The sequence below is a fragment of the Marinobacter persicus genome (assembly GCF_002934325.1).
Classification (GTDB): Bacteria; Pseudomonadota; Gammaproteobacteria; order Pseudomonadales; family Oleiphilaceae; genus Marinobacter; species Marinobacter persicus_A.
The window spans coordinates 1-23,998 of record NZ_PTIV01000003.1 but is presented as its reverse complement, the minus strand read 5'-3'; the positions used below and the strand labels follow the sequence as shown (position 1 = coordinate 23,998).

At 55.6% G+C, this 23,998-nt stretch carries 23 protein-coding genes; 9 read left to right on the top strand and 14 right to left on the bottom strand.

All coding sequences use genetic code 11. From position 1 onward, the window contains the following. The first annotated feature begins 54 nt into the window (after positions 1-54). Positions 55-798, top strand: a complete 744-nt coding sequence (locus BY454_RS02360) for a Nif3-like dinuclear metal center hexameric protein (RefSeq protein WP_104415034.1) — start codon at positions 55-57, stop codon at positions 796-798. A 262-nt stretch (positions 799-1,060) separates the two neighbouring features. On the opposite strand, the gene BY454_RS02355 is transcribed toward BY454_RS02360, so the two are convergent. Further along, on the bottom strand, positions 1,061-1,501 hold the full coding sequence (locus BY454_RS02355) for a YhcB family protein (protein WP_104415033.1): 441 nt from the start codon (positions 1,499-1,501) through the stop codon (positions 1,061-1,063). Positions 1,502-1,730: 229 nt separating this feature from the next. Here BY454_RS02355 and zapE point away from each other — a divergent pair, with 229 nt between their 5' ends. Then, a complete protein-coding gene (gene zapE / locus BY454_RS02350; protein WP_181049635.1) occupies positions 1,731-2,828 on the top strand; it encodes a cell division protein ZapE in 1,098 nt (365 codons plus the stop codon). Positions 2,829-2,880: 52 nt separating this feature from the next. Here zapE and BY454_RS02345 read toward each other — a convergent pair whose 3' ends face one another. The 10 genes from BY454_RS02345 to pilB all read right to left on the bottom strand — a co-directional run bounded on the left by BY454_RS02345 (position 2,881) and on the right by pilB (position 13,763). Then, positions 2,881-3,768: an acyltransferase gene (locus BY454_RS02345; protein WP_104415031.1), complete on the bottom strand. Its 888-nt coding sequence runs from the start codon at positions 3,766-3,768 to the stop codon at positions 2,881-2,883. 48 nt (positions 3,769-3,816) lie between these two features. Then, the gene (locus BY454_RS02340; protein WP_104415030.1) at positions 3,817-4,737 is read right to left on the bottom strand and encodes a glucosaminidase domain-containing protein; all 921 of its coding nucleotides are present in this window, start codon (positions 4,735-4,737) and stop codon (positions 3,817-3,819) included. Between the two features lie 63 nt (positions 4,738-4,800). Then, a complete protein-coding gene (locus BY454_RS02335) occupies positions 4,801-5,364 on the bottom strand; it encodes a YfaZ family outer membrane protein (protein WP_104415029.1) in 564 nt (187 codons plus the stop codon). A 109-nt stretch (positions 5,365-5,473) separates the two neighbouring features. Next, a complete protein-coding gene (locus BY454_RS02330) occupies positions 5,474-7,378 on the bottom strand; it encodes a response regulator (RefSeq protein WP_258075536.1) in 1,905 nt (634 codons plus the stop codon). A gap of 42 nt (positions 7,379-7,420) precedes the next feature. Then, complete coding sequence (gene tsaA / locus BY454_RS02325; protein ID WP_104415027.1) at positions 7,421-8,188, bottom strand: tRNA (N6-threonylcarbamoyladenosine(37)-N6)-methyltransferase TrmO; 768 nt, start codon at positions 8,186-8,188, stop codon at positions 7,421-7,423. Positions 8,189-8,190: 2 nt separating this feature from the next. Next, positions 8,191-9,132, bottom strand: a complete 942-nt coding sequence (locus tag BY454_RS02320) for a hypothetical protein (RefSeq protein ID WP_258075535.1) — start codon at positions 9,130-9,132, stop codon at positions 8,191-8,193. Positions 9,133-9,247: 115 nt separating this feature from the next. Continuing rightward, positions 9,248-9,859 carry a dephospho-CoA kinase gene (coaE, locus tag BY454_RS02315; RefSeq protein ID WP_104415026.1) on the bottom strand — a complete coding sequence of 204 codons (612 nt, stop codon included), beginning with the start codon at positions 9,857-9,859 and terminating at the stop codon, positions 9,248-9,250. Further along, on the bottom strand, positions 9,856-10,731 hold the full coding sequence (locus tag BY454_RS02310; RefSeq protein ID WP_104415192.1) for a prepilin peptidase: 876 nt from the start codon (positions 10,729-10,731) through the stop codon (positions 9,856-9,858). The genes coaE and BY454_RS02310 overlap by 4 nt, the downstream gene beginning before the upstream one ends. Positions 10,732-10,824: 93 nt before the next feature. Then, positions 10,825-12,045: a type II secretion system F family protein gene (locus BY454_RS02305; RefSeq protein WP_104415025.1), complete on the bottom strand. Its 1,221-nt coding sequence runs from the start codon at positions 12,043-12,045 to the stop codon at positions 10,825-10,827. A 2-nt stretch (positions 12,046-12,047) separates the two neighbouring features. Further along, the gene (gene pilB / locus BY454_RS02300) at positions 12,048-13,763 is read right to left on the bottom strand and encodes a type IV-A pilus assembly ATPase PilB (RefSeq protein WP_104415024.1); all 1,716 of its coding nucleotides are present in this window, start codon (positions 13,761-13,763) and stop codon (positions 12,048-12,050) included. 391 nt (positions 13,764-14,154) lie between these two features. Here pilB and BY454_RS02295 point away from each other — a divergent pair, with 391 nt between their 5' ends. The 5 genes from BY454_RS02295 to BY454_RS02275 all read left to right on the top strand — a co-directional run bounded on the left by BY454_RS02295 (position 14,155) and on the right by BY454_RS02275 (position 18,564). Then, positions 14,155-14,643: a pilin gene (locus BY454_RS02295; protein ID WP_146082680.1), complete on the top strand. Its 489-nt coding sequence runs from the start codon at positions 14,155-14,157 to the stop codon at positions 14,641-14,643. A 231-nt stretch (positions 14,644-14,874) separates the two neighbouring features. After that, complete coding sequence (locus BY454_RS02290; protein ID WP_104415023.1) at positions 14,875-16,176, top strand: IS1380 family transposase; 1,302 nt, start codon at positions 14,875-14,877, stop codon at positions 16,174-16,176. Between the two features lie 320 nt (positions 16,177-16,496). After that, positions 16,497-16,769 (top strand): DUF4258 domain-containing protein, encoded by a 273-nt coding sequence (locus BY454_RS02285; RefSeq protein WP_104415022.1) that lies wholly within the window; start codon positions 16,497-16,499, stop codon positions 16,767-16,769. A gap of 1 nt (position 16,770) precedes the next feature. After that, entirely contained in the window at positions 16,771-17,073 is a 303-nt protein-coding gene (locus BY454_RS02280; RefSeq protein WP_104415021.1) for a CopG family antitoxin, read from the top strand. Positions 17,074-17,325: 252 nt separating this feature from the next. Further along, positions 17,326-18,564: a Glu/Leu/Phe/Val family dehydrogenase gene (locus BY454_RS02275; RefSeq protein ID WP_258075534.1), complete on the top strand. Its 1,239-nt coding sequence runs from the start codon at positions 17,326-17,328 to the stop codon at positions 18,562-18,564. A gap of 65 nt (positions 18,565-18,629) precedes the next feature. On the opposite strand, the gene BY454_RS02270 is transcribed toward BY454_RS02275, so the two are convergent. Continuing rightward, positions 18,630-19,271, bottom strand: coding sequence for a c-type cytochrome (locus tag BY454_RS02270; RefSeq protein ID WP_104415020.1), 642 nt, complete (start codon positions 19,269-19,271; stop codon positions 18,630-18,632). A 150-nt stretch (positions 19,272-19,421) separates the two neighbouring features. On the opposite strand from BY454_RS02270, the gene BY454_RS02265 reads away from it, so the two are divergent. After that, positions 19,422-20,783: an MBL fold metallo-hydrolase RNA specificity domain-containing protein gene (locus tag BY454_RS02265; RefSeq protein ID WP_104415019.1), complete on the top strand. Its 1,362-nt coding sequence runs from the start codon at positions 19,422-19,424 to the stop codon at positions 20,781-20,783. Positions 20,784-20,830: 47 nt separating this feature from the next. Here BY454_RS02265 and BY454_RS02260 read toward each other — a convergent pair whose 3' ends face one another. Together BY454_RS02260 and BY454_RS02255 are read right to left on the bottom strand one after the other, a co-directional pair. Further along, a complete protein-coding gene (locus tag BY454_RS02260) occupies positions 20,831-21,475 on the bottom strand; it encodes a transposase (RefSeq protein ID WP_258075533.1) in 645 nt (214 codons plus the stop codon). A 119-nt stretch (positions 21,476-21,594) separates the two neighbouring features. Then, positions 21,595-22,824, bottom strand: a complete 1,230-nt coding sequence (locus tag BY454_RS02255; RefSeq protein WP_146082679.1) for a hypothetical protein — start codon at positions 22,822-22,824, stop codon at positions 21,595-21,597. Positions 22,825-23,053: 229 nt separating this feature from the next. Between BY454_RS02255 and BY454_RS02250 the strand changes: the two genes are divergently transcribed. Further along, on the top strand, positions 23,054-23,932 hold the full coding sequence (locus tag BY454_RS02250) for a lipid A deacylase LpxR family protein (RefSeq protein ID WP_258075532.1): 879 nt from the start codon (positions 23,054-23,056) through the stop codon (positions 23,930-23,932). Positions 23,933-23,998 lie beyond the last annotated feature (66 nt).

Here is a 23,998-nt window from a genome sequence, read left to right as displayed (position 1 = left end):
CTCTTCGCGCCAACATGCTCCATTAATTCTGTGAATACGGCCGAGGCAACCACCATGGCAAACCGCATCGACATTCTCTCCAAAATCAATGAATGGCTGGAGCCAGAGAACTTTCAGGATTACGCCCCGAATGGCCTGCAGGTTGAGGGTAAGGAAGAGGTCAATACCATCATCACGGGCGTCACCGCCTCCCAGGCATTGATCGACGAGGCCATCAAGCAAAACGCCGACATGATCCTGGTGCACCATGGTTATTTCTGGAAAGGCGAGGACCAGTGCATTCGCGGCATGAAAAAGAACCGGATCAAGCAGCTCCTGGAAAACGACATCAACCTCGTCGCCTACCACCTGCCGCTGGATGACCACCCCGAGTATGGCAATAACCGCCAACTCGCTGATGTGCTCGGTATCCAGAACCCGAAACCGTTAGGCGGCCTAGTCTGGCAGGGCAAGCTCAAGGAGCCCATGAGCCCGGAGAAATTTGGACTGCACCTTGCCCGAGCGCTACACCGTAATCCTCTGCATGTAGGTGAGGGCAGGGACACCATCAAAACCGTCGCCTGGTGTACCGGTGCCGCTCAGGGCTTTATTAACACTGCCATTGAGGCGGGTATCGACGCCTTCATCAGCGGTGAAATCTCCGAACCGACCACACACACTGCCCGGGAATGCGGTATCCACTACTTTGCGGCAGGACATCACGCCACTGAGCGTTACGGTGTGCAGGCGTTGGGTAAGGCGTTGGCGGACGAATTTGGTGTTAATCACCAATTCATTGACTGTGATAACCCTGTTTAATCCTGAAGTTTAGCGGGAATGTTGCTCGAGTTCGGGAGTTCAAGGAAGTCTGATTAGCCTAGAAAGTCCTAAAAGGAAGTTTAGGCAGGCTATGAAGAGTTTTATTGATCAGTCCGGGAAGGCCTTTCCAAAAATTTCGAAGGCCATGGATGGCCTGAGAGAAGCGCACATGGATGTGCTCGTAGCGGTTTTTGGAAAGGCCTTCCCGGACTGACCTCCCCCGCCGCTAATAGGCAAGGGAAGGCCAACGGCGGCAAGCGAGTCAGGCAGACTGCTTCTTACCTTCCTTATCCAGACCATAGTCCTCAGCCAACATACCGGAATCATCGGTATCGGACTTCGGCGCATAATCCCGTGGCGGCTCAGATGGCTCCTCCTCGGAACGGTGGCCCAGACGGCCCGAAGACTTCTGCTCCAGCTCTGCAAGCCACTCGTCATCATTGCACAGCCGGTTCGCACCGCGCGCCATCTGCTGATTTACATCGTGATAAGCATCATTGAAACGCCGCAACAAATGCGCAGACTCCATGAAATGCTCATTCACCTGAGCCTGATAGCGCGTAAACTCACTACGCAACTCATCAATCTGCTGCTCGGCGCGGCGCTGGCGTAACGTCGCCCCCTGGCCTGAACGGCCCACCAGAACACCGATGATAACGCCAACCACCAGCGCGGCTACTGCCGCCAGAATCAGGTTCGTCATAGAAAATCGTCCTTTCATTGCTGCAATTGAGGTAGCCCTCTATGACCAGTATAACGCCCTGTGAAGCATCATCCCATGGCAAAAACACCGCCAATCGTCGTATGGGGCAAAATGGCCCAAAATGTGGCGAAAAAGGCCGGAATGAGTGACAATACGGCCCCCAAAAAACAAACCAACAGCCGAGAACACCCAGATGACAGAAGCCATGTCCTCCGAAACCGAAGCGAACCTGAGCCCGTGGGAGCGTTACCAACAGGATCTAGAACGCCCGGACTTTCAAAAGGACCCGGCTCAGGTCGATGCCGTGCAGCGCCTGCAAGCGCTGTATGAAAAGCTGGTGGAAGCCGAAAAGCAGCGTGACAGCCTTGCGCACAAGCTCAAGCTGAAACTCAGTGGCGGCAAAGAAGAGCCGGTCAAAGGTCTGTACTTCTGGGGCGGTGTTGGCCGTGGTAAAACCTACCTCATGGACACCTTCTACGAGGCTCTGCCGTTCGAGCGCAAAATGCGGGTTCACTTCCACCGCTTCATGCAGCGCGTCCATAACGAGCTTAAGAGCCTCAAGGGCGAGAAGAACCCTCTGGACCTTGTGTCCAAGAAGTTTGCCGACGAAACCCGGGTTATCTGCTTCGACGAATTCTTCGTCTCCGACATCGGCGACGCCATGATCCTCGCCACACTGATGGATGGACTGTTCAGCCGTGGTGTCACCCTCGTATGTACCTCCAACATCGTGCCGGATGGTCTCTACAAAGATGGCCTGCAGCGTCAGCGCTTCCTGCCGGCCATCGAGCTGGTGAAGAAGTACACCGACGTGGTCAATGTGGATGGTGGTGTCGATTACCGCCTGCGGACCCTGGAACAGGCCGAGCTGTACCACAGCCCGCTGGATAAGGATGCGGACATCAGCCTGCGCAAGAGCTTTGACGGCCTGGCCGTGGAGTGTGCCGCCCATGATGCCAACATTGAAATCAACGGTCGTAACATCCCGGCCCTGGCGCACGCGGATGATGTTGTGTGGTTTGATTTCAAAGCCGTGTGTGATGGCCCGCGCAGCCAGAACGACTACATCGAACTGGCCCGCCAGTTCCACGCCATCATAGTCAGCAATGTTCCGGTACTGGGCACCAAGAACGATGACCAGGCCCGGCGCTTTATCAACATGATTGACGAGTTCTACGATCGCAATGTGAAGGTCATCATCTCCGCCGAAGCGCCGATTACGGAACTGTATTCCGGTGGACGCCTGAGCTTTGAGTTCGAGCGGACCGAATCGCGGTTGTTGGAGATGCAGTCCCAGGAATACCTGGAAGCGCCGCACAAGCCTTAAGGGCGCCTCCCTCTCTCCCTGACGTGCCTCTCTCCCGCCAGGGGAGAGGGGCTTACAGCAGCTCCTCTATCCGCTTATCCTTTTCCGCCCACAGCTGGCTCACCCAGCGCTGAAACTCCACTCGCATCTCCCTGTTGTTCTCATAATCCATGCCCAGGAAACGTTCGGGTATGTCCCGCACTTTCACATCAATAATGATCTTGCGAACCTTGCCACTCAGATAATCCCAGATGCCCGGCTGGCCGTCAGGATAAACGATAGTGACATCCAGCATGGTATGAATCATCTCGCCCATGGCGCTGAATACAAACGCCGTACCGCCGGCTCGGGGCTTGAGCAGATGCTTGTAGGGTGAGTTCTGGCGCTTGTGCTTCGCTGGTGTGAACCGCGTGCCTTCCATGAAGTTGAAGATGGTCACCGGCATATACCGGAACTTCTCACAAGCCGCACGAGTGGCTTCCGTGTCCTTGCCTTTGAGGGACGGGTTCTTCGCAATCTGTTCTTTGGTATGCCGATGCATGAACGGGAAATCCAGGGCCCACCAGGCAATGCCCAGCAGCGGCACATACAGCAACTGTTTTTTCAGGAAGAATTTCAGCAGCGGGATTTTACTGTTCAACACGTACTGAATGGCGGGAATGTCGGCCCAGCTCTGGTGGTTGCAGGTCACAAAGTACCAGTGGTTCCGGCTAAGGCCCTCAACGCCCCGCACGTCCCACTCCACTTTATGGAACAGATCCACCAGCACATTGTTAAAACCGATCCAGTACCAGGCAATGGTGTTGAGGATCAGCGAACAGAGCTTGCGCACGCCGGTAATGGGCACAATCAGCTTGATCACGCCCAGCAGTAACAACACCGGGAACAGGATCAGCGTGTTTAGAAAAATCAGTGCCACCACCAGTGCGCCCTTCAGCGGCGAGGGAAGAAAATCAAGCATGGGGACAATCTCGCGAGTTCGGATTAATGTCTCGATTCAGGTCGGCATTCAGCCCTCAAAGGGCGTGGCAACGCCTTGTTCGTCTTTGGGTAGCAGGCGTTTTTCCGTGTCGGTCGAGGCCAGTTCCGTAAACCGGTTGTGAGTGCGTTCACCCAGGAGCGTGCGGAACTGCTGGTCGTAGAAATCCAGGTTGTTGTAACGGATCATTGCGCGGATTTCTTCAATGTAATCTATCCCCCGTTCTGAATAGCTATGCAGTCCACCGGCCAGCCTCGTGCCGGAAAGTCCGTCACCGGCCTTACGCTGTTTCCAGCGCAGTTCCCGAACCTTGCGGTAGGCGTTGTGGCGGTTCAGGTTCTGGATATAGGAACGCACGGAATAGTAGGGGGATGAGAAGGTGGCCACCTCATGATCCGCACCTTCGGCACGGCCCTTCGGAACCAGGCCACAGCCCCGGCTAAAGCACCACTGACCAAACAGGTTGTTGCCTCGGGTGGCAAACCGGGACTGGCCCCAAGCGGATTCGTTGGCGGCCTGGGCAAGTACCAGCGAGGGAGGAACCACATCCAATCGCTTTCTCAGCGCCTCAAATTGTGCCGGGCTGCCGGTTTCGGCTTTGACTCTCAACCGTTCCGACTGCTTCTTCAACCAGGCGGTGTCTGCGGCGGAAAGGGATTCCTGGGTTGCCAGTTGCTCGAGGTATTCGCGCTCAATCAGGATGCGCGAGTTGGCCAGGACAATACGGGGATACAGGAACGAGAAAAACGCTTTCTTGCGTTCGGTCACATCATCATAACTGGAGAAATCGGGGAGGGGAGCACTCGCCCATTTGGGCAACGGCGGCAGGGACGCCAGGGGTGCATCTGCTTCTTCAGATGTCTGTACAGTCGATGGCGCGTAAGACACGCCTCCGATTGCAAACAATACTAGCGGAATCGTTAACAGCAGCGCCCGTGAAGTCGCAGTCATAATATCCCTCATTAAAAACAATTAAGGGAAGGATTATAACAGCTTAAACGGGCGCTGACGGCCTCAGAAGAAGACTTTGATGCCCGCCATCAAACCGTCGTCCAGATCAATGTCGCGACTGCCGCGACCATCGAGGTCGGTATTCAGGTAGCGGTAACCGGCGAACACCTCGGCGTTACGGATCACCCGGTAGCTACCGCGCAGCTCCACCTCGGTCATATCGTCGGAATCGCCGAAAGACAGGATGCTCGGCGCATAGTGCAGGCTGCCACCGACGGACAGGCCCGGTACGGTCGGAATATTCACCCGGGCAAAGCCGCCCAGTCCAACCGCACCACCGTCGCCGTGGTCATCGTCATCCCAGCCGTAAGCCCGTGCGCCCAGGCCAGCGGTGGTTGGCAGGTTGCCCAGGGCAGTCTGGCCCTGCGCGTGGAAATCGGCGTTGGCAATATGGCGGCTACCTTCGTGGTAGGTGTAGCCGGCGCCCAGTTGCAGATCATCACGGCCGGTCATCAGGTTGTACTGACCTTTCACCGATTCGTCGGTAAGGCTCAGTTCCAGGTCGGCAGCGAATGCCGGAGCGGCTGCCAGTGAAAGCGCCAGAAAAGAAACACGTGTCAGTTTCATGATTACACCTTTTTGTGTGTGCTGTTAGCAATGCTATGGATGGTAACCAGCTCCCCGCCACGACACAACTTACAGACGGTTAAATCGTTGGCAACAAAAGAAATACCCGTCAAGGGGTGGGTCGCCTGGGGCAATACTGTTCAAGGACCGCCCGCAACATCTCCATCTTGACCGGTTTGGCAATGAACGAATCCATGCCAGCGGCATGGCACTCTTCTTCATCGTCTTCCGTTGCGCTAGCCGTTAACGCCACCACGGGTACCCGTGGAGCCTGCTGTTCCTGCTCCCACTGCCTTAGTTGCCGAGTGGCCTCAAATCCGTCCATTTCCGGCATCACGCAATCCATCAGGATCAAGTCAAACGGTTGCGTCTGCCAAAGCCGGGAAGCCTCCAGCCCATTGTTGGCGGTGGTCACCGTGCCCCGGAGCTTTTCCAGCAGCCGGCGAGTCAAAGCCTGGTTAACCGGATTGTCCTCCACCAGCAGCACGCGCATGCAATCACAGGGTGCCTGTTGCTGGCGACGGTGGATGTCGTTTACTGCCTGGAGCGAAAAACGGGTCAAAAAGCGCCGATTATTGTTGTCGCCGTCTACAAACAATTGGTTCAGCATGGGCATTAGCCAAGATTCCCGCAGGGTCTTGCTCAGGAAGGCATCCGCGCCGGCTGAGCGGAAGTGCTCGGCATCACCCCGCTGGGGATTCGCGGTCAGGATCAGTATCCGCAGGTTTTGCCAGCGGGCGTCTTCGCGAATCTGCCGGCACAGTCGCTCGCTGTCGGTGTCTGGCACAAAGCCATCCATTAACAGGGCATCGTAGGGCTGCTCCGATTCGCTGGCCTGTTCCAGGGCCGACAATGCCCCCGAAGCGGAATTGACCGCCTCAATCGCCAGCTCCTGGCGCGACAACATTTCCAGGGTGATCTTCCGGGACAGCTCATAGGCATCCAGGACCAGGATGCGCCGGTTTCGCAGGTGGCGGGTGTCCGGGCGGATCATCACCTCGGCACTGTCGCCGGTATCTTTCAATGCCAGCTCCATCCAGAAGGTCGAACCCTGGCCGGGCTCACTTTCCACGTCCAGGGTTCCGTCCATCAACTGGACCAGCTGCCGGCAAATGGTCAGGCCCAGCCCAACGCCCGGCTGGGGTTGGCGCATGCCTTGGGCTTGCTGTTCATGGGGGTGGTAAATTCGCTCAATGCCTTCTGCCGTAATGCCTGTGCCCGTGTCCTCCACCGACAGCCGAACCCTTACCTGGCCCCGCTTGCGCTCCAGGGCCTCGGCGCTAATCAAGACATGGCCGGAATCCGTGAACTTAATGGCGTTGGACACCAGATTGAGCAGCACCTGGCGCACGCGAACCGGATCACCGGCAAGCTCCCACGGCAGGTTCTCGTCAACGCGCACATCCAGCTCCAGCCCCTTCTCCCGCGCCCGTGGGCCGAGCATGTGTACCAGATCGTTCAAGGTGTCCCGCAAGTCGAAGGGTGCGTCCTCCAGCTCCAGCCTTCCGGCCTCAATGCTGGAAATGTCGAGCAGATCATTGGTGATGGCGGATAAGTTGTCTGCGGCATTCAGGAGTGTTCTGGTGTACTCCCGCTGTTCCGGGTCCAGGGGGGTGTCGGCCAGCAGGCTGCCGTAACCGGATACGGATTGCAGGGGAATTCGCAGCTCATGGCTAATGTTGGCAAGAAACCGGGTTTTCGCCTCGTTGGCCTGGTGGCTGGCGTCGCGCTCGGCTTCGGCATCGTGGGCGGCTTGCCGAAGCGCCCGGGTGTCCTCCAGGAGCTGGAGCCGCATGTGGTTTAACGCACGCTCCAGCTCGGACAACGCCGCCGCTCTGGGGCCCTTGTCGGCGGTGATGGGTTCCACCAGGGTGTCGAGGTCCAGTTGGTTGGCTTGTCTGGCAATGGTGCGCAGCTGGTGGTCCAGGCGGCTATTTTTGCGCCATAGCGCATACAGAGCACCGGACAGCACCGCAAGACAAAGCAAAAGCAACAGGTTAAGCAAAGAAGGCAAGGCACCAGATCCCTGTGTCAATTGACAAATAACCAGCGGAGTCTAGCAGACCGACACCACTTCCACCCAGCGCTTGGCCTCATTGGTAATGAACCGGAAACGTACGTTCAGGTCGTACAGGTGGGCTCCATACACACGATCTTCGTCGCGGCCCCGGCGAAAAGACGGGCGGGGGTCAAACGCCACTACATCTTCAATCAAGGCCCGGAAATCCGGGTAGTCTGCCTCGGGCAACGCATTGAGTTGGGCGTCGGCTTCCTTGGAAAAGCATACGTCCAGCCGTTCCGTTGGCGCTGACTCAGCCCAGCCCAAAGACGCTTCCGGTACCGAGTCGGCAAAGGGCAGGTAGGGTTTGATATCCAGAATGGGGGTTCCTTCAATCAAATCATGATCGCGAATCCGCAACACCAGCCGGCCATCCTCCCGGCGAACCAACCCTTCGTTGCGAACCACCGACAGCCCCAGGCTGTTTGGCCGGAACGGCGAGCGTGAAGCAAACACCCCAACCTTCCTGTTTCCTCCCAGGCGCGGTGGTCGCACCACTGGCCGCCACTCGGCCCGCACCGCTTCGTGAAATTGAAACGTGAGCCATAGATGGGAGGCGGACTCCAAACCCCGGAAAGCATCCTCCCGGTCAAACGGTGGCTCAATCACCAGCTCGGCATGAGCGTGGCGGGTCAACCCCGGCTGCCGGGGTACCCCAAACTTATCCTTGAAGCAGGAGTGGGTGTAAGCAATCGGGGTGAGAGTAAGCGCCTCTGCAGCAGGCTTACTTTTATGGTGTAACTTTTTGCGGCGTAATTCGGGCATGCTCAATCGCGCTCCATGGTCCCGGCGAAATACATTTCGATTCGAAACAGCACCGATCCCCGCTCCTTGAAGTCATCCTCGCGGGGAAAGGTCACGGCCGGGATCAGCTCGGCAAACAGCCAGTCTTCATACACGCGATAACGCCAGGTTAAGTCTGCGAAGTAGGAGGTGGTTCGCCAGTTCGGCTTGCTCTCGCCCAGAACGCCCAGGCGAGGCCGTAGCTCGGAACGGTTATTCAGTCGCTTGTGAACACTGAAAATCTGGGCAGCCTCGAACCGGCGTTCATCGTGAATCCACTCCAGCTCGGACGAGGCATAAAAATTCCAGCCGTTACCCAGGGGACGGCTCGCCCCAAACCACGTGCGCGCGCCCCAGCCTTCGGTGTGGTAATAGTAAACCCGTTGCTCCGTACCAAAGCTCCAGTCCTGCCCGGGCTTCCAGCCCTTGCCCACCTTGGCGCGCCAGAACATCTCCGGCGGTAGTCTTAACCGGCCACCAATATCCGTTGAAAAATTAACGGCGTCGCCCAGGTCGGTAATGAAACGAAGCGCGCCGGTTGCTGTGGAATCCGTACGTTCGGATTCAACCAACTGGCGGTCCCTGTCGCGCTCGGCCAGTGGCACCAGGTCATCGGTCTCGCTGTCGAGCACCAGTTTCAGTTTCTCTTCAGCGGTTGGCACTTCCAGCCTGAAGCGAACTTCTTGTTCAAAGTCAGCCAGATTCCCGGTTTCAGACTTGGCCGCCAGGCCCAGGCGCAAATAGCTTCGGTTGTTGGGCAAGGCCCGGGAAGAGCCCGAAAGGGTGCGGTCTGCCCAGGCCCCGAGGGATTCCACCGACTCACCATATTCCCGCTCCTGGCGAATCACCCAGTTGCTGAAATCGAGCCATATGGAATCCTCGGGTTCTGCCCAGAAATCCTCGGGCTCAAAGGTAAAAAACGACAAGGGGAGTTTTTCCGGCGTTAACCGCTCTGTGGCGGATGGAGTCAGTATCTCTGATCTGGGCTCAGCAGCATTCGCCAAAACGGGGAGGAACAGCAACGCGGTGGCCAGGCACCGTTTAGCGGAATTCTTCAAGGAAGCGATCATGTAATGCACGGACCTGACGCTCCACATCAGTTAAGGGTTTATTGTTATTGATGATGGCATCCGCGCGGGCGCAGCGTTGCTCACGACTCATCTGGGCCGCCATAATCTTTTCGACTTGCTCGCGGGTATTGTCATCCCTTGCCATGGTGCGTTCAAGCTGTATCGACTCCGGCACGTCGATAACCACCACCCGGTCCACCAGCTCGTGTTGGTTGGTCTCCAGCAGGAGAGGAGAGACCAGCAAGGTGTAGGGTAATTCGTAGCTGGGTTTTCCCCTAAGCTGCCGAACCAACTCCTCCCGAATAATCGGGTGCAGCAGCCCTTCAAGCCACTGCTTCTCCTCCGGCACTTCAAAGATCCGCCGCCGCAACCAGGCCCGGTCAAGCGATCCACAGTCCTGCAAAACGTCCGGTCCGAAACGCTCGGCAATGGTCGCCAGTGCCGGCGTGCCTGGTTCCACCACCTGCCGGGCAACATCATCGGCATCCACCCAGTGCACGCCCAACTGACCAAAGAGCCGCGCAACCGTTGATTTTCCGGAGCCAATGCCCCCGGTCAGTCCGACGATATAGGGTGAACTCATACCCCAAGAAACCCGAACCAGAAACGCTGGATTTCATTGCCGAACCACAGGCAGAGCAACCCAGCCGTTGCCAGGTAAGGCCCAAAGGGAATGGGCACCTCGCGGCCATGCTTGCGGAAGACCATCAGACTGATGCCTACAACGGCGCCAACCAGAGAAGACAGCAGAATCACGGCAGGCAGCAGTTGCCAGCCCAGCCACGCGCCCAGGGCGGCCAGCAGTTTGAAATCGCCATAACCCATGCCTTCCTTGCCGGTTACCAGCTTGAACAGCCAATACACGGACCACAGCGACAGGTAGCCGGCCACCGCGCCCCAGAAGGCGCTTTCAAAGCTCGTCAGTACACCAAAGTAATTCAATACCAGCCCCAGCCACATCAGGGGCAGGGTGATGCTGTCTGGCAGCAGCTGAGTGTCAAAATCGATCACGGTCAGCGCTATCAGCGCGTACACGAACAGCAGCGCCCAAAGGGCGGACGTGGTCGGCCCCAGCAACCCAATGGTGGCCACGGCAAATACCGCAGTGAGCGCTTCAATAATGGGATAGCGAGGCGATATGCGCGTTTTACAGGATGAACACTTGCCGCCCAGCACCAGCCAACTGATAACCGGAATGTTTTCCCAGGCACGGATTTTGTGGCCGCAGGGCGGGCAGGTGGAGGCTGGCTTTGAAAGGGAAACCCGGGTCTCGGACTTGCGCTGGTCTTCTGGCAACTCAAGGAATTCTTCGCATTGGCAGCGCCAGCCCTGCTGCATCATCTTGGGCAGGCGAAGGATTACCACGTTCAGGAAACTCCCGATGCAGAGGGAGAAAAGGGCGACGGTGGTGTAAAGGAGCCAGGGTGTGGAGAGGAATGTGTCTAAGGTTGGCATGGAAAAATCATCTGTGAGCATTTTGATTCCCTCTCCCCTGGAGGGAGAGGGCTAGGGAGAGGGGGGTGAAAAAGTCCTGTGCGAGCGGAAAGCTTAACCGACAACCTGACCCATCTGAAAGATTGGCAGGTACATGGCTACGATCAGGCCGCCTACCAGCACGCCGAGAACGGACATAATCATCGGTTCCATCAGGGAGGTGAGGTTGTCGACCATGTCATCCACTACTGCCTCATAATGCTCGGCAACTTTGGCCAGCATTTCATCCAGATTGCCGGATTCTTCACCGATGGCGGTTAATTGCACGGCCATTACAGGGAATACGCCCTGGTTGCGCATAGAGGCCTGAAGTTGCGTGCCGCTGGATACATCGTTCTTGATATTCAGAACTGCGTCCCGATAAATGGCATTCCCCGTGGCTCCGGATACAGATTCCAGTGCATCCACCAGAGGAACACCGGCAGCGAAGGTGGTGGAAAGTACGCGTCCAAATTTCGCGACGGCAGACTTATCAAGAATTTCACCCACTATAGGTAGCTTCAGAACCCACTTGTCGACGAAATCAGAAAACTTCTGAGACCGTCTGCGTGCCTCTCTGAACAGGAAAATCGCACCAACGATGCCGAGTAACACTACAAACCACCATTTCTGCATCCATTCCGATAGATGCACAACAAACTGGGTGAAGACTGGTAAGTCGGCACCAAAGCCTTGAAACAAGGCCTCGAATTGTGGCACTACTTTTACAAGCAAGATGGCGGTAACAATGATTGCCACAACGATAACCGCAATGGGATACGTCATTGCTTTCTTAACTTTTTTCTTCAGCAGCTCGGTTTTTTCCAGATAGGTCGCAATTCGGTCCAGCATCTGTTCCAGTGCACCGGCGCTTTCGCCTGAGTCAACCAGATTGCAGTAAAGGTCGTCGAAGTGCCTCGGGTGCTTGCGCAGTGCGGCCGCAAAACCGGTGCCGGAAGCAATGTCGTTACGCAGGTTCATCACCAGTTCCTGCAGACCCTTGTTCTCCAGGCCATCCGCAACAATGTCGAAACTCTGAACCAGGGGCACACCGGCTTTCATCATGGTGGCCAGTTGGCGGGTGAGCATGGCAATGTCGAACGGCGTGATTTTCCTTTTACCACCAAAAAGGGGCTTGGGCTTTTTCTTGACCTTGTCCGGCATTATGCCCTGCTTGCGCAACTGGGCCTTAATCAGAGCCACATTGGCACCAGCCATTTCACCTTTGGTCTTGTTGCCCTTGCGGTCCCGGCCTTCCCAAACAAACGCTTCGAGCTTTTGTGCTTTTTCTGCCATGTTTAATCCTTGGTCACGCGGTTGGCTTCCTCAAGGCTGGTCACGCCCTCCATTACCTTGCGCAGGGCGGATTGCCTCAAGTTGCGGAAGCCTTCTTTCTGGGCCTGCTTCGCGATCTGAATCGAGCTGGCCTCTTCCATAATCATGTTGGCCAGTTCATCGGTAATCTTCACAACTTCATAGATGCCTACACGGCCCTTGTAGCCTCCATTGCATTTATCACAGCCCTTGGGGCGGTACAATGTAAAGCCAGTATCAATTTGTTCTTCTGTGAACCCTTCCTTCAAAAGGGTGTCATGGGGCACATCGATCGGCTCTTTACAGGCCTTGCACAGGCGACGCCCCAGCCGCTGGGCGATGATTAGGCTTACGGAGGTGGCGATGTTGAAGGATGGAACCCCCATGTTCATCATCCGTGTCAGAGTTTCGGCCGCGCTATTAGTGTGCAGCGTGGATAGCACCAAGTGGCCGGTCTGCGCGGCCTTGATCGCGATGTTGGCGGTTTCCAGGTCCCGAATCTCACCCACCATGATGATGTCCGGGTCCTGGCGCAGGAAAGCTCGCAGTGCTTCGGCAAAGCCCAGGCCCACCTTGTTGTTAACGTTGACCTGGTTTACGCCTTCCAGGTTGATTTCTGCCGGGTCTTCCGCCGTGGAAATGTTGCGCTCGGTGGTGTTCAGGATGTTCAGGCCGGTGTACAGCGATACTGTTTTACCGGAGCCGGTCGGGCCAGTAACCAAAATCATACCTTGAGGCTGTTCCAGGGCCTCCATATACATCTGTTTCTGGTCTTCCTCATAACCGAGTACGTCGATACCCATTTGCGCCTGGCTGGGATCCAGAATCCGCAATACGATTTTCTCACCCCAGAGCGTGGGCAGCGTGTTCACCCGGAAATCGATGGCCTTGGTCTTGGACAGTTTCATTTTGATCCGTCCATCCTGAGGCACCCGGCGCTCGGAGATGTCGAGCTGCGACATAATCTTTACACGAGCGGAGATCTTGGGGGCAAGCTTGATGCTGGGCCGGGACACTTCCTTCAGGATGCCATCTGTGCGGTAACGAACCCGGTAAAGTTTCTCATACGGCTCGAAGTGAATATCCGACGCCCCGCCCCGAATAGCATCCAGGAGGATCTTGTTTACATACTTAACGATCGGCGCGTCATCGACTTCGCTAACAGTGACAGCATTGTCGTCTTCCTGCTCGCCGCCCTCAGTTTCAACATCTTCCAGGTCGGCGTCATCCAGGTCACCCATGGTGGTGTCCTGGGATTCCAGGTACTTCTCAATGCCCACCCTTAACTTTGCATCGTCAACAAGAATGCCGTCGGTGCTCAGGCCGGTATTGAACTTGATCTCATCCAGAGCCTGAATGTTGGTGGGGTCAGACACCGCGATGAACAAGCGATTGCCGCGCTTGTATAAAGGAAGCACGTTGTGCTTTCGGATCAGCTTCTCGTCAACCAGCTTTTCCGGCAGCATCTCCGGGGCAAACGCGTCCAGATCCAACACCGAAACCCCAAACTCCATGGCGGCCGAAAACGCCATTTTGGCGCTGTCCGCCATTTCATGTTGGGCGAGGTAGGTAATCAGTGGCAGGCGGTTATGGGAGGCGTGTAGAAATGCATCCTTTGCCGTGTCTTCATCAAGAAGGCCGTCATCCACAAATCGACGGGCAAGGCCCGTCAGCGTCACGTTCTGTTTGCTGCTCGCCATAAATGCTCTGAGGAAAGTTTTATAAGTCGCTGAATCTGGTCTTGTGAAGCTAGAGTTTAGATCTCTGGGAGGGCTTTGGAAAGTCGCCTGGGTCACAGCCTTGATCTTTCTCAATGGTGTGTCGTCAGAGCATTCGTGTCGAAAAGTGCTGTTCATGAGTGACAAAAAGCGTCACTCCATGACGCGAAGGGGCCAAAAAAGTGCAAAAATATGAACGTGATAGCGTTCACATAACTTTATAAATCCATGAACTGAATGTGGTTTTTAACGCGAGTAACTTGTTGGCATGCATGCTGCAGACCTCACTGCAGGCTCACAGGGAGTAGTGGCAAAGCTCCATGCCCGGAGCCACAAGCCCAAATTGGTAAACAAAAATCCAGAGGTGGATAATATGCAAGAGATTCAGATGAATCACGGTCAGAAGGGTTTTACTCTTATCGAACTGATGATCGTTGTGGCGATCATTGGTATTTTGGCGGCGGTAGCGATTCCTGCTTACCAAGATTACACCACACGTGCGCGCCTCACAGAGTTGCCAACGCTGATTTCTGGCTCGAAAGCCGATCTTTATGATCGCGTTACTTCAAATGGGGCATGGCCCGTTGAGGCGGCGGGAGAAATTATTGCGGATAAACTGGTAATTTCGGACGTGATTGTTGATGCGGCCGCTGTTGACTACACAGAGGGCAATACTGTAGACGATCCTGCAACGATCGCGATAACTCTCTCCAATACTGGTAATACTGGTTTGGATGGAGATGTAGTGACATTCTCATTTGATGTCAGCAATAACGGCTTAGAGGTATCCTGTGATAACAACTCTGATGCCGACGAAGATAATTTGCTCCCATCAGTTTGCCGAGACGGGGCAGACGCTTAAGCAGAGCTGGCTTGTTTAGTTTGATCGACATGCTTTGCTAACCTTCTAGAGAAAAGGCTTGGAAGCCCGCTTCCAGGCCTTTTCTATTTTTTATTAGGCGCCTCACGTTAGGCTACAGCTGGGTTTACTCTGTTAGCCCGGATTTCTCACGCGGTATAAAAAGAAGCGGCTGAAAGTGCTATAGTTTCAGGACCTTACACCATCACCAAAGCACCAACAGCCGCTTCCAAAATGGTACCTGAAAAACTGACCTTCTCGCCACTCGTTCGCCGCAAAATTGAAGCCGATTTCTCCGGTGGTCATATCACCTCCGATGCTGGATTATTGCTGCTCCGTGAAGTCGACAAGCAGCATCAATTGACTCGACGGCTGGCCTCGGTGCTACAGGACCCACGAACACCGGAAATGGTCCGGCACAAGCTGGACACCATGGTTCGCCAACGTGTATTTGGCGTGGCTGCCGGCTATGAAGACTTCAATAATCACGAGGCGCTGCGCTTTGATCAGGCACTTCAAACGGCGGTTGGCCAGGACAATGACCTGGCTGGCAAATCCACGTTATGCCGGATGGAGCAGCGAGCAGACCGGCAGGCGGTGGTGAAGGCCCATGAACTGCTCTGGCACCACTTCATCGAGCAGCATGACGAACCACCCAAGGAGATCGTGCTGGACTTTGACGGTACCGATATTCCGGTCCACGGGGATCAGCCCGGCAAGTTCTTCAATGGCTACTACGACCACCATTGCTACTTCCCGTTGTACGTGTTCTGTGGTCGCCATCTCCTGGTCAGTTACCTGCGCACCAGCAACCGCAGTGACAGCCGCCACAGCTGGGCCATTCTGGCGCTGTTGGTGAAGTTTATCCGGCAATACTGGCCGGATACCCGTATCGTATTCCGTGGTGACTGCGGCTTTTATCGCCCACGGATTCTGAATTGGTGCGACCGGAATAACGTCGATTACATCGTCGGCATCAGCAAGAACAGCCGTTTGCTTAAAGAAGTGGACGTGCCCATGATGCTGGTACGAACGACGCAGTGGCAGCTCGATGAGAAAGTGGCGCAGACCTTCCGCTTCCAGTACCAGGCCAAGTCTTGGAAATACCCTCGCTGGGTGGTGGCTCGTCTGGAAGAAGGCGAGCTGGGTTCCAACCCCAGGTTCATCATCAGCTCCCGGTACGACGACGGATTCAAGCTCTACTACGAGCAGTACTGTGCCCGAGGTGACATGGAGAACCGGATCAAGGACCAACAACTGAGCCTGTTTGCGGATCGCACCTCCAGTACCCAATGGTGGGCCAACCAGTGGCGACTGATCCTGTCGGGCTTTGCTTACACCTTGTTCGAACGATTACGGGCGCATCTGAAAAAGACACCCTTCGAGCGCATGAGCGCCAGTAACCTACGGCTGAAGCTGATCAAGGTTGGCGCAGTCATTATCCGCAATACCCGTCGGGTCCGGGTGTTGATGAGCGACAGCTATCCCTACAAAGACGAACTCACGGATCTGGTTCGTCGCCTAGTTCCCGGTTAGAACCCACGGGCTCCCCCGGCCCGACTCAATGGGGGAAAGGGGGTAGTGTGTCCAGATAATAGAAGCTGATCAATTATCAGGCAAAAATGGTCGCATCTGAGCGATCATGGTGGTAAACCGAGCAGTCTGCGAGACTTGCTGGGTGGCTATGAGAAATCCGGGTTAGCCAGCTTGAACCCTATTCAAACATCTACCATCCTAAAAGCAACCCTCCCACCAAGCGACAGGAGATACGTAACCGTGTACGCACACTATATGTGCGCAGCTAAACAAAACGTGAGAAAGATGCCAATAGGCACACAGTCTGCTAGACTCCTCCCATGAAGCAAATTAACTGGAATGCTGAAAAGAACCAGCAGTTGATGAGTGAGCGCGAAGTTTCCTTCGAAGATGTCCTGTTTGCTCTTCAGTCTGGTGGTTTACTTGATGATGGACCTCACCCCAACAGGGACAAGTATCCTAATCAACGTTTGTTTGTGGTTCGGATTGACGATTACGCCTGGCTGGTACCGTACGTCGAGAATGATAGAGAAATCTTTCTCAAGACCGTCATTCCCAGTCGGAAGGCCACCAAGAAATTTCTAAGGGGGTAGCATGGCCAAGACCAAATTAGATCTCGAAGAGCAAGAGCTGCTGGAGGCATACGAATCTGGAGATTTTGAGTCAGATCTTGATGCCGATCGTCGGGAGTACCTGGCGAAGGCAGCGGAACAAACGTTCAAGAAAGACAAGCGCATCAATATACGTATCTCCAGTCGCGATCTGGAAGCACTTCAACGTCGGGCACTGGAAGAAGGACTTCCTTACCAGTCCCTGGTTTCCAGTGTCCTACACAAGTATGTCTCCGGTGGCCTAAAGGACATCTCTGCCAATAAATCAGGCCAGCGGACGCACTAAAGCGCGCCGCTGCGTGTGAGCCAAATGATTGATCATGGGAAGGCGCTAACCTGAGTGAGACTTTATGCGGACCAAGTCTAAATCAGGACGGGTGTTCGAGTTGCCGTCGGATCAGGAAGAACCCGACATCAATGAGCCCATGCTCGACTTTATGAATCCGGCCGCTAAGTAACTTCTACGCGAGTTGAACCCAATCCAAACATCTACCATCCTGAAAGCATCCCTTCACCAAGCGACAGGAGATACATAACCGTGTACGACTTCCTGAAGCAAAGCACCGAACTCATGCGCCAGGCCGCCAAGATCGGCGAGATAAATCCAGACGTCTTGGAACTACTCTCTGGCCCTGGCCGCGTCACCAGTTTCCGTTTCCCTATAAAAATGGACGATGGCAGCACCCGCATCTTCCAGGCTCACCGCGCCTGTCATACCGATGCCCTTGGTGCCACGCGCGACGGCACACGTATTTCTCCGGATCTTGATGTGGAAGAGTGCAAGGCGCTGGCGTTGGTGATGTCCATCAAGCACGCCGCCGGTCGCATCCCCGCAGGTGGCGGTAAGGGCGGTATCGCTGCGGACCCCCGAAAGCTGAGCAAACACGAGCTGGAGCGGTTGTGCCGGGCCTATATGCGGCACTTGCGACCCTCTGGCCCAAATACTGATGTGCCGGGGGCCGATATTGGTACAGACATGCAGTGCATGGCCTGGATGCTGGATGAATACGAGCAGATCACCGGTTACCACGCGCCGGCTGCCGTGAATGACAAGCCCACAATCCTGGGTGGTACGCCCGGTGGGTATGAAGCCACCGGGGCTGGCGTATTTGAGGTGTTTGAGGCAGCGGCCCGGGACATCGGTTTCAAGGTCGAAGGCGCACGCGTTGCGATCCAGGGCTTCGGGCAGGTTGGTTCGATCGCCGCGCAGTGTTTCCAGCAGGCAGGCTGTAAAGTGGTCGCTGTTCGTGAGGTGGACAGCGGCGTTTACGCCGAAGACGGCCTGGATGTTGAGGAACTGCTCAAACATCGTGAAGAAAAGGGCTCCCTGGAGGGGTTCAAGAACGCCAAGTCGATTACCAACGAAGAGCTGTTTGCCTGCGACTGCGATGTACTCGTGCCTGCAGCTGTTCAGGGAGTGATCACCAAGGATGTGGCGGAAACCGTGAAAGCCAGAATCCTGGTGGAAGCGGCCAACTCTCCCACCACCATGGAAGCCGATGAGTTGCTGTTGGAGCGCGGTGTCACCGTAGTGCCGGATGTGCTCGCAAATGCCGGCAGCGTGCATCTGTGCCAGATGGAGCGGACGCAAGGCTTCTCTGACCAGTACTGGAATACGGACACGATTAAAGAAGAGCGCCGCAAGCGGTTGGTACGAGGCTACCAGGAAGCTTCTGAATGTGCTGAACGATATGGGCTTAAATCAGTTCGCTTGGGGGCCTGGATTAATGCCCTGAAGCGTATTGAGGAGGCCATTCTAAGTCGAGGGTGGTGCTGAAAGAGTGTGCTTGCCAGGGGCGGACAAGCCTCCGCCCCGGATCTTCGATACTGTTAGTCAGTTGTTCAGAGCGTTTGCACGTAAGCGGCAAGCTTCTTGATATCGTCCCGTGACAGGGCTTCAACAATACCGAGCATAGGAGAGTCATCCTGGCCTGGCTCCATATCCTTGAAGCGGTTCAGGCGATCCTGGACATAAGTGGCAGGCTGGCCAGCGAGCCGTGGCATATTCTGGAAGCCTTCGGCGTTTTCACCGTGGCAGGCCATGCACCGGCGTTTGAAGATCTGTTCACCCGCCTTGGCCAGGGCCGGGTTTTCCGCTTCTCTTGAGTCGGCTTCCTGCTGGCTGTAGTAAACCGCTACGTTAATGCGCTCCTGCAGCGTCAGGGTCTTGGCCAGTTTGGTCATCACATAGTGCTCACGCCGGCCATCGCCAAACTTCTCAAACTGGTTGAACAAATACATCGGGTTCTGCTCGGCCAGGTTGGGAATGTACTCCCGCACGCTGTTGCCATCTTCGCCATGGCAATAGGCGCAAAAGCGGATTCGGTCATGGCCCGCTTCGTAGGCATCTTCACGCAATTCCTCGTCAGCCATAATGGCTTCAACCTGTTGAATTGCATTGTAAACGGATTGACCAAAAGCCGCCGGCGAAATCGCCAGAGCCACCGCAAGTATCAGATTCTTCGTCCAGAAAGTTCGACGCATAAGTTCTCTGCCACTGTGAAAAACCAAAGACTAAACCGCTCAGTCTAAGTGAATCTTGCGAAAGATCAAAAAACGTATGGGTTCGGTGTCTGACCATGGTCGTATTTATGGGTTATGCTGCAGGTGTCACAGAACGGATAAGGATTGCCCATGAAACTGCGTTTTCTCGGTGGTACCGGCACCGTTACCGGTTCCCGTTACCTGCTTTCTGACGAAAAACATCGGCTGCTGGTGGACTGCGGCATGTACCAGGGCGTGAAAACCCTGCGCCGTCGCAACTGGGCGAAGTTTCCGGTTGATCCCGCCACTGTTGAAGCCGTGGTGCTAACCCATGCCCACATAGACCACTCCGGTTACCTGCCGGCCCTGGTAAAAAATGGCTTTAAGGGCAAAATCTACTGCACCAAGGCGACTCATGAACTGTGCAAGGTTCTGCTGCCAGATGCCGGCTATTTGCAGGAAGAAGACGCCAAATACGCCGCCCGCAAGAAGTTCTCCAAGCACGAACATCCCGAGCCTTTGTTCACGGAGAAAGACGCCCGGGAGGCCCTCAAACACTTTGAGTCGCTGCACTACCACGAAGCTTTTGAGCCGGTGCGCGGCTTCGAGGTTCGTTTCACGCCGGCGGGCCACATCCTGGGCTCCTCCTGCGTCCACGTAACGCACAAAGGCTCTTCCCGCACCGTGGTATTCAGTGGCGATGTGGGGCGCCAGGACGACTTGATCATGCGAGCGCCAGAGCCGATTGACCATGCAGACGTCCTGGTGTGCGAATCAACCTACGGTGATCGGACCCACGGTGAATCAGACCCCGAACGGGAACTGGAAGACATCATCACCCGAACCGCCAACCGGGGTGGCCTGATACTGATGCCCGCCTTTGCCGTTGGCCGGGCACAAATGCTGCTTTACGTGGTTCACAAACTGATGGGAGAGGGGCGCATCCCTAAACTGCCGGTTTATCTGAACAGCCCCATGGCGATCCGCGCCACGGAGATTTTCTGCAAGCACCACAAAGAACACAAACTCAACAACAGCCAGTGTGAGCTGATCGACCACAAAACCAAGTTCGTCCGCACCGTGGATGAGTCCATCGAGCTGGGCATGGTGCGTTACCCGTGCATCATTATCTCGGCCAGCGGCATGGCCTCCGGTGGGCGGGTACTGCACCACCTGAAAACCCTCCTGCCCAATCAGCGCAACAGCGTGGTTTTCGCCGGCTTCCAGGCACCCGGCACCCGGGGGGATGCCTTGGTGAATGGCGCCGACAAAGTGAAAATTCACGGCGAGTACTGGCCGGTTAAGGCCGAGATTCACAACCTGGACTCCATGAGTGCCCATGGCGACTACAACGAAATCCTGGAATGGCTCGAGCAGGGCCGGTTAAAGCCCGAAAAAGTATACGTAACCCACGGCGAACTCGTGGCGAGCGACACCATGCGCAAACGTATCGAGGAGAAGTTCGGCTGGAATGTGGAAGTGCCGGAGTTGTTTGAAGAGGTGGAAATTTAATAAGCCCCTCTCCCCCCCCCTCGCGGGAGAGGGGTTGGGGAGAGGGGCTAGCTCCCCAACTCCCTCATCCGCTCCCTAAATTCCGCATCCCCCAGCGCCCAGCCAGACATCAACGCATGTCGAATCTTCTCTGCCATATCTGTCGGTGGCTTGGCAGAAACAAACTGCTGATACCTGAGCCTGCGGACCGACTCTTCCGCATGCAGGGCCAGGTAACATTCATGAGGTTGGTGAAATCGGGTTTTCATGCCCCGCGCATGACTGCCGTAGCTGGACCATTGAAAACTGTCCGGGTGGCTTACCGCCCGGCCCATCACTGGGTTCAGTTCAATGTACCGTTGGCATTCCAGAAAATAAGGCGCGGTATCGACCAGGCAAGCCCGATAACGTGGTTCCCAGAGCTTGCCGGTGCGGTTGTATTTGGTGTTGTAATACTGGGCATAACTTTGTGATAGCGCCTTCATGAAAGGAAAAAGCGCGTTGTCGGTGTTGGGGGTTACCAGTAAGTGGGCATGGTTATCCATAAGTACCCAGGCATGAACATCTAGGTCGAACGCCTTACTGTGGCGGGCAAGGTACATGTAGTAGGTTGCACGGTCAGAGACGCCTTGAAAGCAGGTTTGCCGGTTATCGCCCCGCTGTATAACGTGCTGGGGAATTCCGGCCGGACAGATCCTTGTTCGGCGGGACATCACATCGTCCTTGTGACTGTTTTCAGAGAAGCTCGAATATGCCCCACCTGTTTTGCGATTTCAACTTTGGACCAAATCGGCGGCAGGCTTTCACGCCTGCTCGCCGATCGCGATCTAAGCTAGTCTTTTTGCGCCAGTTTTTGCATGCCCTTTTCATAGGCCGCTAATGCATCGTCTACCCGCTTGTTGGAAAAGCCCATGCGCGCTTCAATGCTGATGGTGCCATCCGGCGCTTGTTCCACGTTATGTGAATTAATGCCCAGTGTCCGCGAAAGCACGGTCACGCGCTGATCTTGTTCAAGATCAATCACATTGATTTTACGGGTGCCGGCCTCCTGAACCACAGCGAAGGGCCCTTTCGGTGTGTCCATCCAATCGATGCGCCAGAAGTAGTGGCCGGTGTTTCGGCTGCCGTCTAACTCATACATGCTCTGGTAAACGTTCATCCCTGCACATTCGTTGATAAAGCTATTCCTCGGTTTGCAGCCATACATCTGCTGAACGTCCTTGTCCTCAATGCTGATATCCAGCTTCACGGTTTTCCCGGTTTTGGCGTGCAGCAACATATAACCATCCGCTTCCGCCAGGCCAACCGAGGAGCCCAGAGAATTCACAATGCTGCCGAGCTCCGCCACGGAGCCCTCTTCAGGCGGCAGTTTTTCGATCAACATATACCCGGTTGAGGCAAAATCACCTTTCTGCAACGGCGCAACTCGGTAGCCCTCTGGCACAATCGCGCTGGTGGTAGCGTTGCCTGGCACATAATGGAAAGCGGAGCCCTCGCGCGTCACCAGCACCCCTTTTGATGTGCCAATCACACTGTTACCAGAAATGGTTTGGCCGGTTACGGAGCGGAATGTCTGGCCCGCAGCAGAGCGGGTAGCGGTGCCAATGGTCACGGGCAGAAGCTCACCCACGGCCGAAAGGTATTTCATTTTGATTTGGTCCCGGCCAACCTTCACCGCGTAGACAATATCGCCGGTTAGGGCGTTGGCCGAGAAATTGGTAATTTCGCCTTCAGGGTCCAGATAAGGGGCACCGCCGATGCGAAGCCCATCCCGGGAGCGCTCAATATTCACAGGCTGGCCTTCGCCCTGTACCGAGGCAATCTTTTGTGCCAATTCTTCTTCCGTTATGGCTGGTTGGGACGGTGCCGCTTGCTGCGGTTGCCGGTTTTGCATCTGCCCGTTAAGAATCTTTTGGGTTCCTGCCTGCATCCGCGCAATAAACGCCTGCTGCATTTGCTGCTGCATGGCTTTCTGCTCTGGCGTCAACGGTGGTTGAGATGAGCAACCCGCCAAAGTAACAACGCCTGCCACAATCGCTGTCGACAAAAGCTTCCTGTTCATAATAGCCAGCCTCCACATCATTCCTATGGGATGGATTAACGGCTATTAATTTAACGGGACTGATTAATTAATGGGCGCACTCACTGAGTATATTTTGCAAAATTTCACAATCAGTGTGGGGCTCGGAAAACGACAGTCATTTCCAAAGCTGCAACAATGCCCTGCCATTTTATCAGCCAACAGGGTACAGCCAATATTGTTTTCCAGTATATCGAGGGTGCCGAGCGTTTTGTTTTTGTCGTTGGCCGCCTTTCTGTCTCACTCGGCCAAGGCCGACACCTTCAACATCTCATGGGACAACGACCTACTCCTGGGCCTGGATGAGGGCTATACCAACGGCATTCGACTCTCCTACCTCAGCGCCCCGGCCAGCGACGCGGGGAGTCGTTCGGCGACTGCTGCGCGCCACGCCGCAGAGGCACTTTCTGCCTTGCCGAATATAAAAAGCCCAGGAAAAGACCAGGCGCTGTCTTTTAGCCTTCGACAGCTGATGATTACACCAGACGATATCAGCCGCGAACAGCCCAGCTCCAATGACTTGCCTTACGCAGGCTATCTGTCAGTTAGCAGCACCTTGTGGGGTTGGGACGCAAGCACCATCACGGGCTACGGTGCCCACTTGGGGGTAGTAGGGCCGGAAAGCGGTGCCGAAGCCACACAAAAATGGGTGCACAAGCTTACCGGTAGCGACGAACCACAAGGCTGGGATCACCAGCTCGGGACCGATGTAGTAGGTGGTGTGCAGGCCATCCATGCCAGAAAATTCTGGGAAAGTGGTCAGAACGAGGAGTTAGAGCAGCAACTTGCCTGGGTCAGTTCCGCTATGCTCTCCAGCTTTCGGAGCCATGGCAGAATTGGCAGTGTCTGGCGTGTGGGAGAGAATCTGCCTGTTAACTTCATTCCCGGCTACGCTGGCACCTCCAGTGCTATCGGCATGCCTTCCAGGATAAACGGGGCGGGGCACGGCTGGTCGATTTTCCTGGGGCTGGGTCTGCAATACGTGGCTTACTCCTACCTGGAGGATAATGCTGAACCTTACCAGTTTGAGCAAAGTCCGTTACTGCTTCAGGCTGGCCTAGCCCGGATTTCTCATGAGGAGGCGGCGTAAGGAAGGAAGAAGCGGCTGAAAGTGTTATGATTTCAAGCTCCTACACAAAAAACCAACACTAACAGC

Bases quoted from the DNA above. Each gene is read 5' to 3' on its own strand.
- BY454_RS02360 (WP_104415034.1), top strand. From the start codon at position 55: ATGGCAAACCGCATCGACATTCTCTCCAAAATCAATGAATGGCTGGAG.
- BY454_RS02355 (WP_104415033.1), bottom strand. From the start codon at position 1,501: ATGACGAACCTGATTCTGGCGGCAGTAGCCGCGCTGGTGGTTGGCGTT.
- BY454_RS02345 (WP_104415031.1), bottom strand. From the start codon at position 3,768: ATGCTTGATTTTCTTCCCTCGCCGCTGAAGGGCGCACTGGTGGTGGCA.
- BY454_RS02340 (WP_104415030.1), bottom strand. From the start codon at position 4,737: ATGACTGCGACTTCACGGGCGCTGCTGTTAACGATTCCGCTAGTATTG.
- BY454_RS02335 (WP_104415029.1), bottom strand. From the start codon at position 5,364: ATGAAACTGACACGTGTTTCTTTTCTGGCGCTTTCACTGGCAGCCGCT.
- tsaA (WP_104415027.1), bottom strand. From the start codon at position 8,188: ATGCCCGAATTACGCCGCAAAAAGTTACACCATAAAAGTAAGCCTGCT.
- coaE (WP_104415026.1), bottom strand. From the start codon at position 9,859: ATGAGTTCACCCTATATCGTCGGACTGACCGGGGGCATTGGCTCCGGA.
- BY454_RS02310 (WP_104415192.1), bottom strand. From the start codon at position 10,731: ATGCCAACCTTAGACACATTCCTCTCCACACCCTGGCTCCTTTACACC.
- BY454_RS02305 (WP_104415025.1), bottom strand. From the start codon at position 12,045: ATGGCAGAAAAAGCACAAAAGCTCGAAGCGTTTGTTTGGGAAGGCCGG.
- pilB (WP_104415024.1), bottom strand. From the start codon at position 13,763: ATGGCGAGCAGCAAACAGAACGTGACGCTGACGGGCCTTGCCCGTCGA.
- BY454_RS02295 (WP_146082680.1), top strand. From the start codon at position 14,155: ATGCAAGAGATTCAGATGAATCACGGTCAGAAGGGTTTTACTCTTATC.
- BY454_RS02290 (WP_104415023.1), top strand. From the start codon at position 14,875: ATGGTACCTGAAAAACTGACCTTCTCGCCACTCGTTCGCCGCAAAATT.
- BY454_RS02285 (WP_104415022.1), top strand. From the start codon at position 16,497: ATGAAGCAAATTAACTGGAATGCTGAAAAGAACCAGCAGTTGATGAGT.
- BY454_RS02280 (WP_104415021.1), top strand. From the start codon at position 16,771: ATGGCCAAGACCAAATTAGATCTCGAAGAGCAAGAGCTGCTGGAGGCA.
- BY454_RS02270 (WP_104415020.1), bottom strand. From the start codon at position 19,271: ATGCGTCGAACTTTCTGGACGAAGAATCTGATACTTGCGGTGGCTCTG.
- BY454_RS02265 (WP_104415019.1), top strand. From the start codon at position 19,422: ATGAAACTGCGTTTTCTCGGTGGTACCGGCACCGTTACCGGTTCCCGT.
- BY454_RS02260 (WP_258075533.1), bottom strand. From the start codon at position 21,475: ATGTCCCGCCGAACAAGGATCTGTCCGGCCGGAATTCCCCAGCACGTT.
- BY454_RS02255 (WP_146082679.1), bottom strand. From the start codon at position 22,824: ATGAACAGGAAGCTTTTGTCGACAGCGATTGTGGCAGGCGTTGTTACT.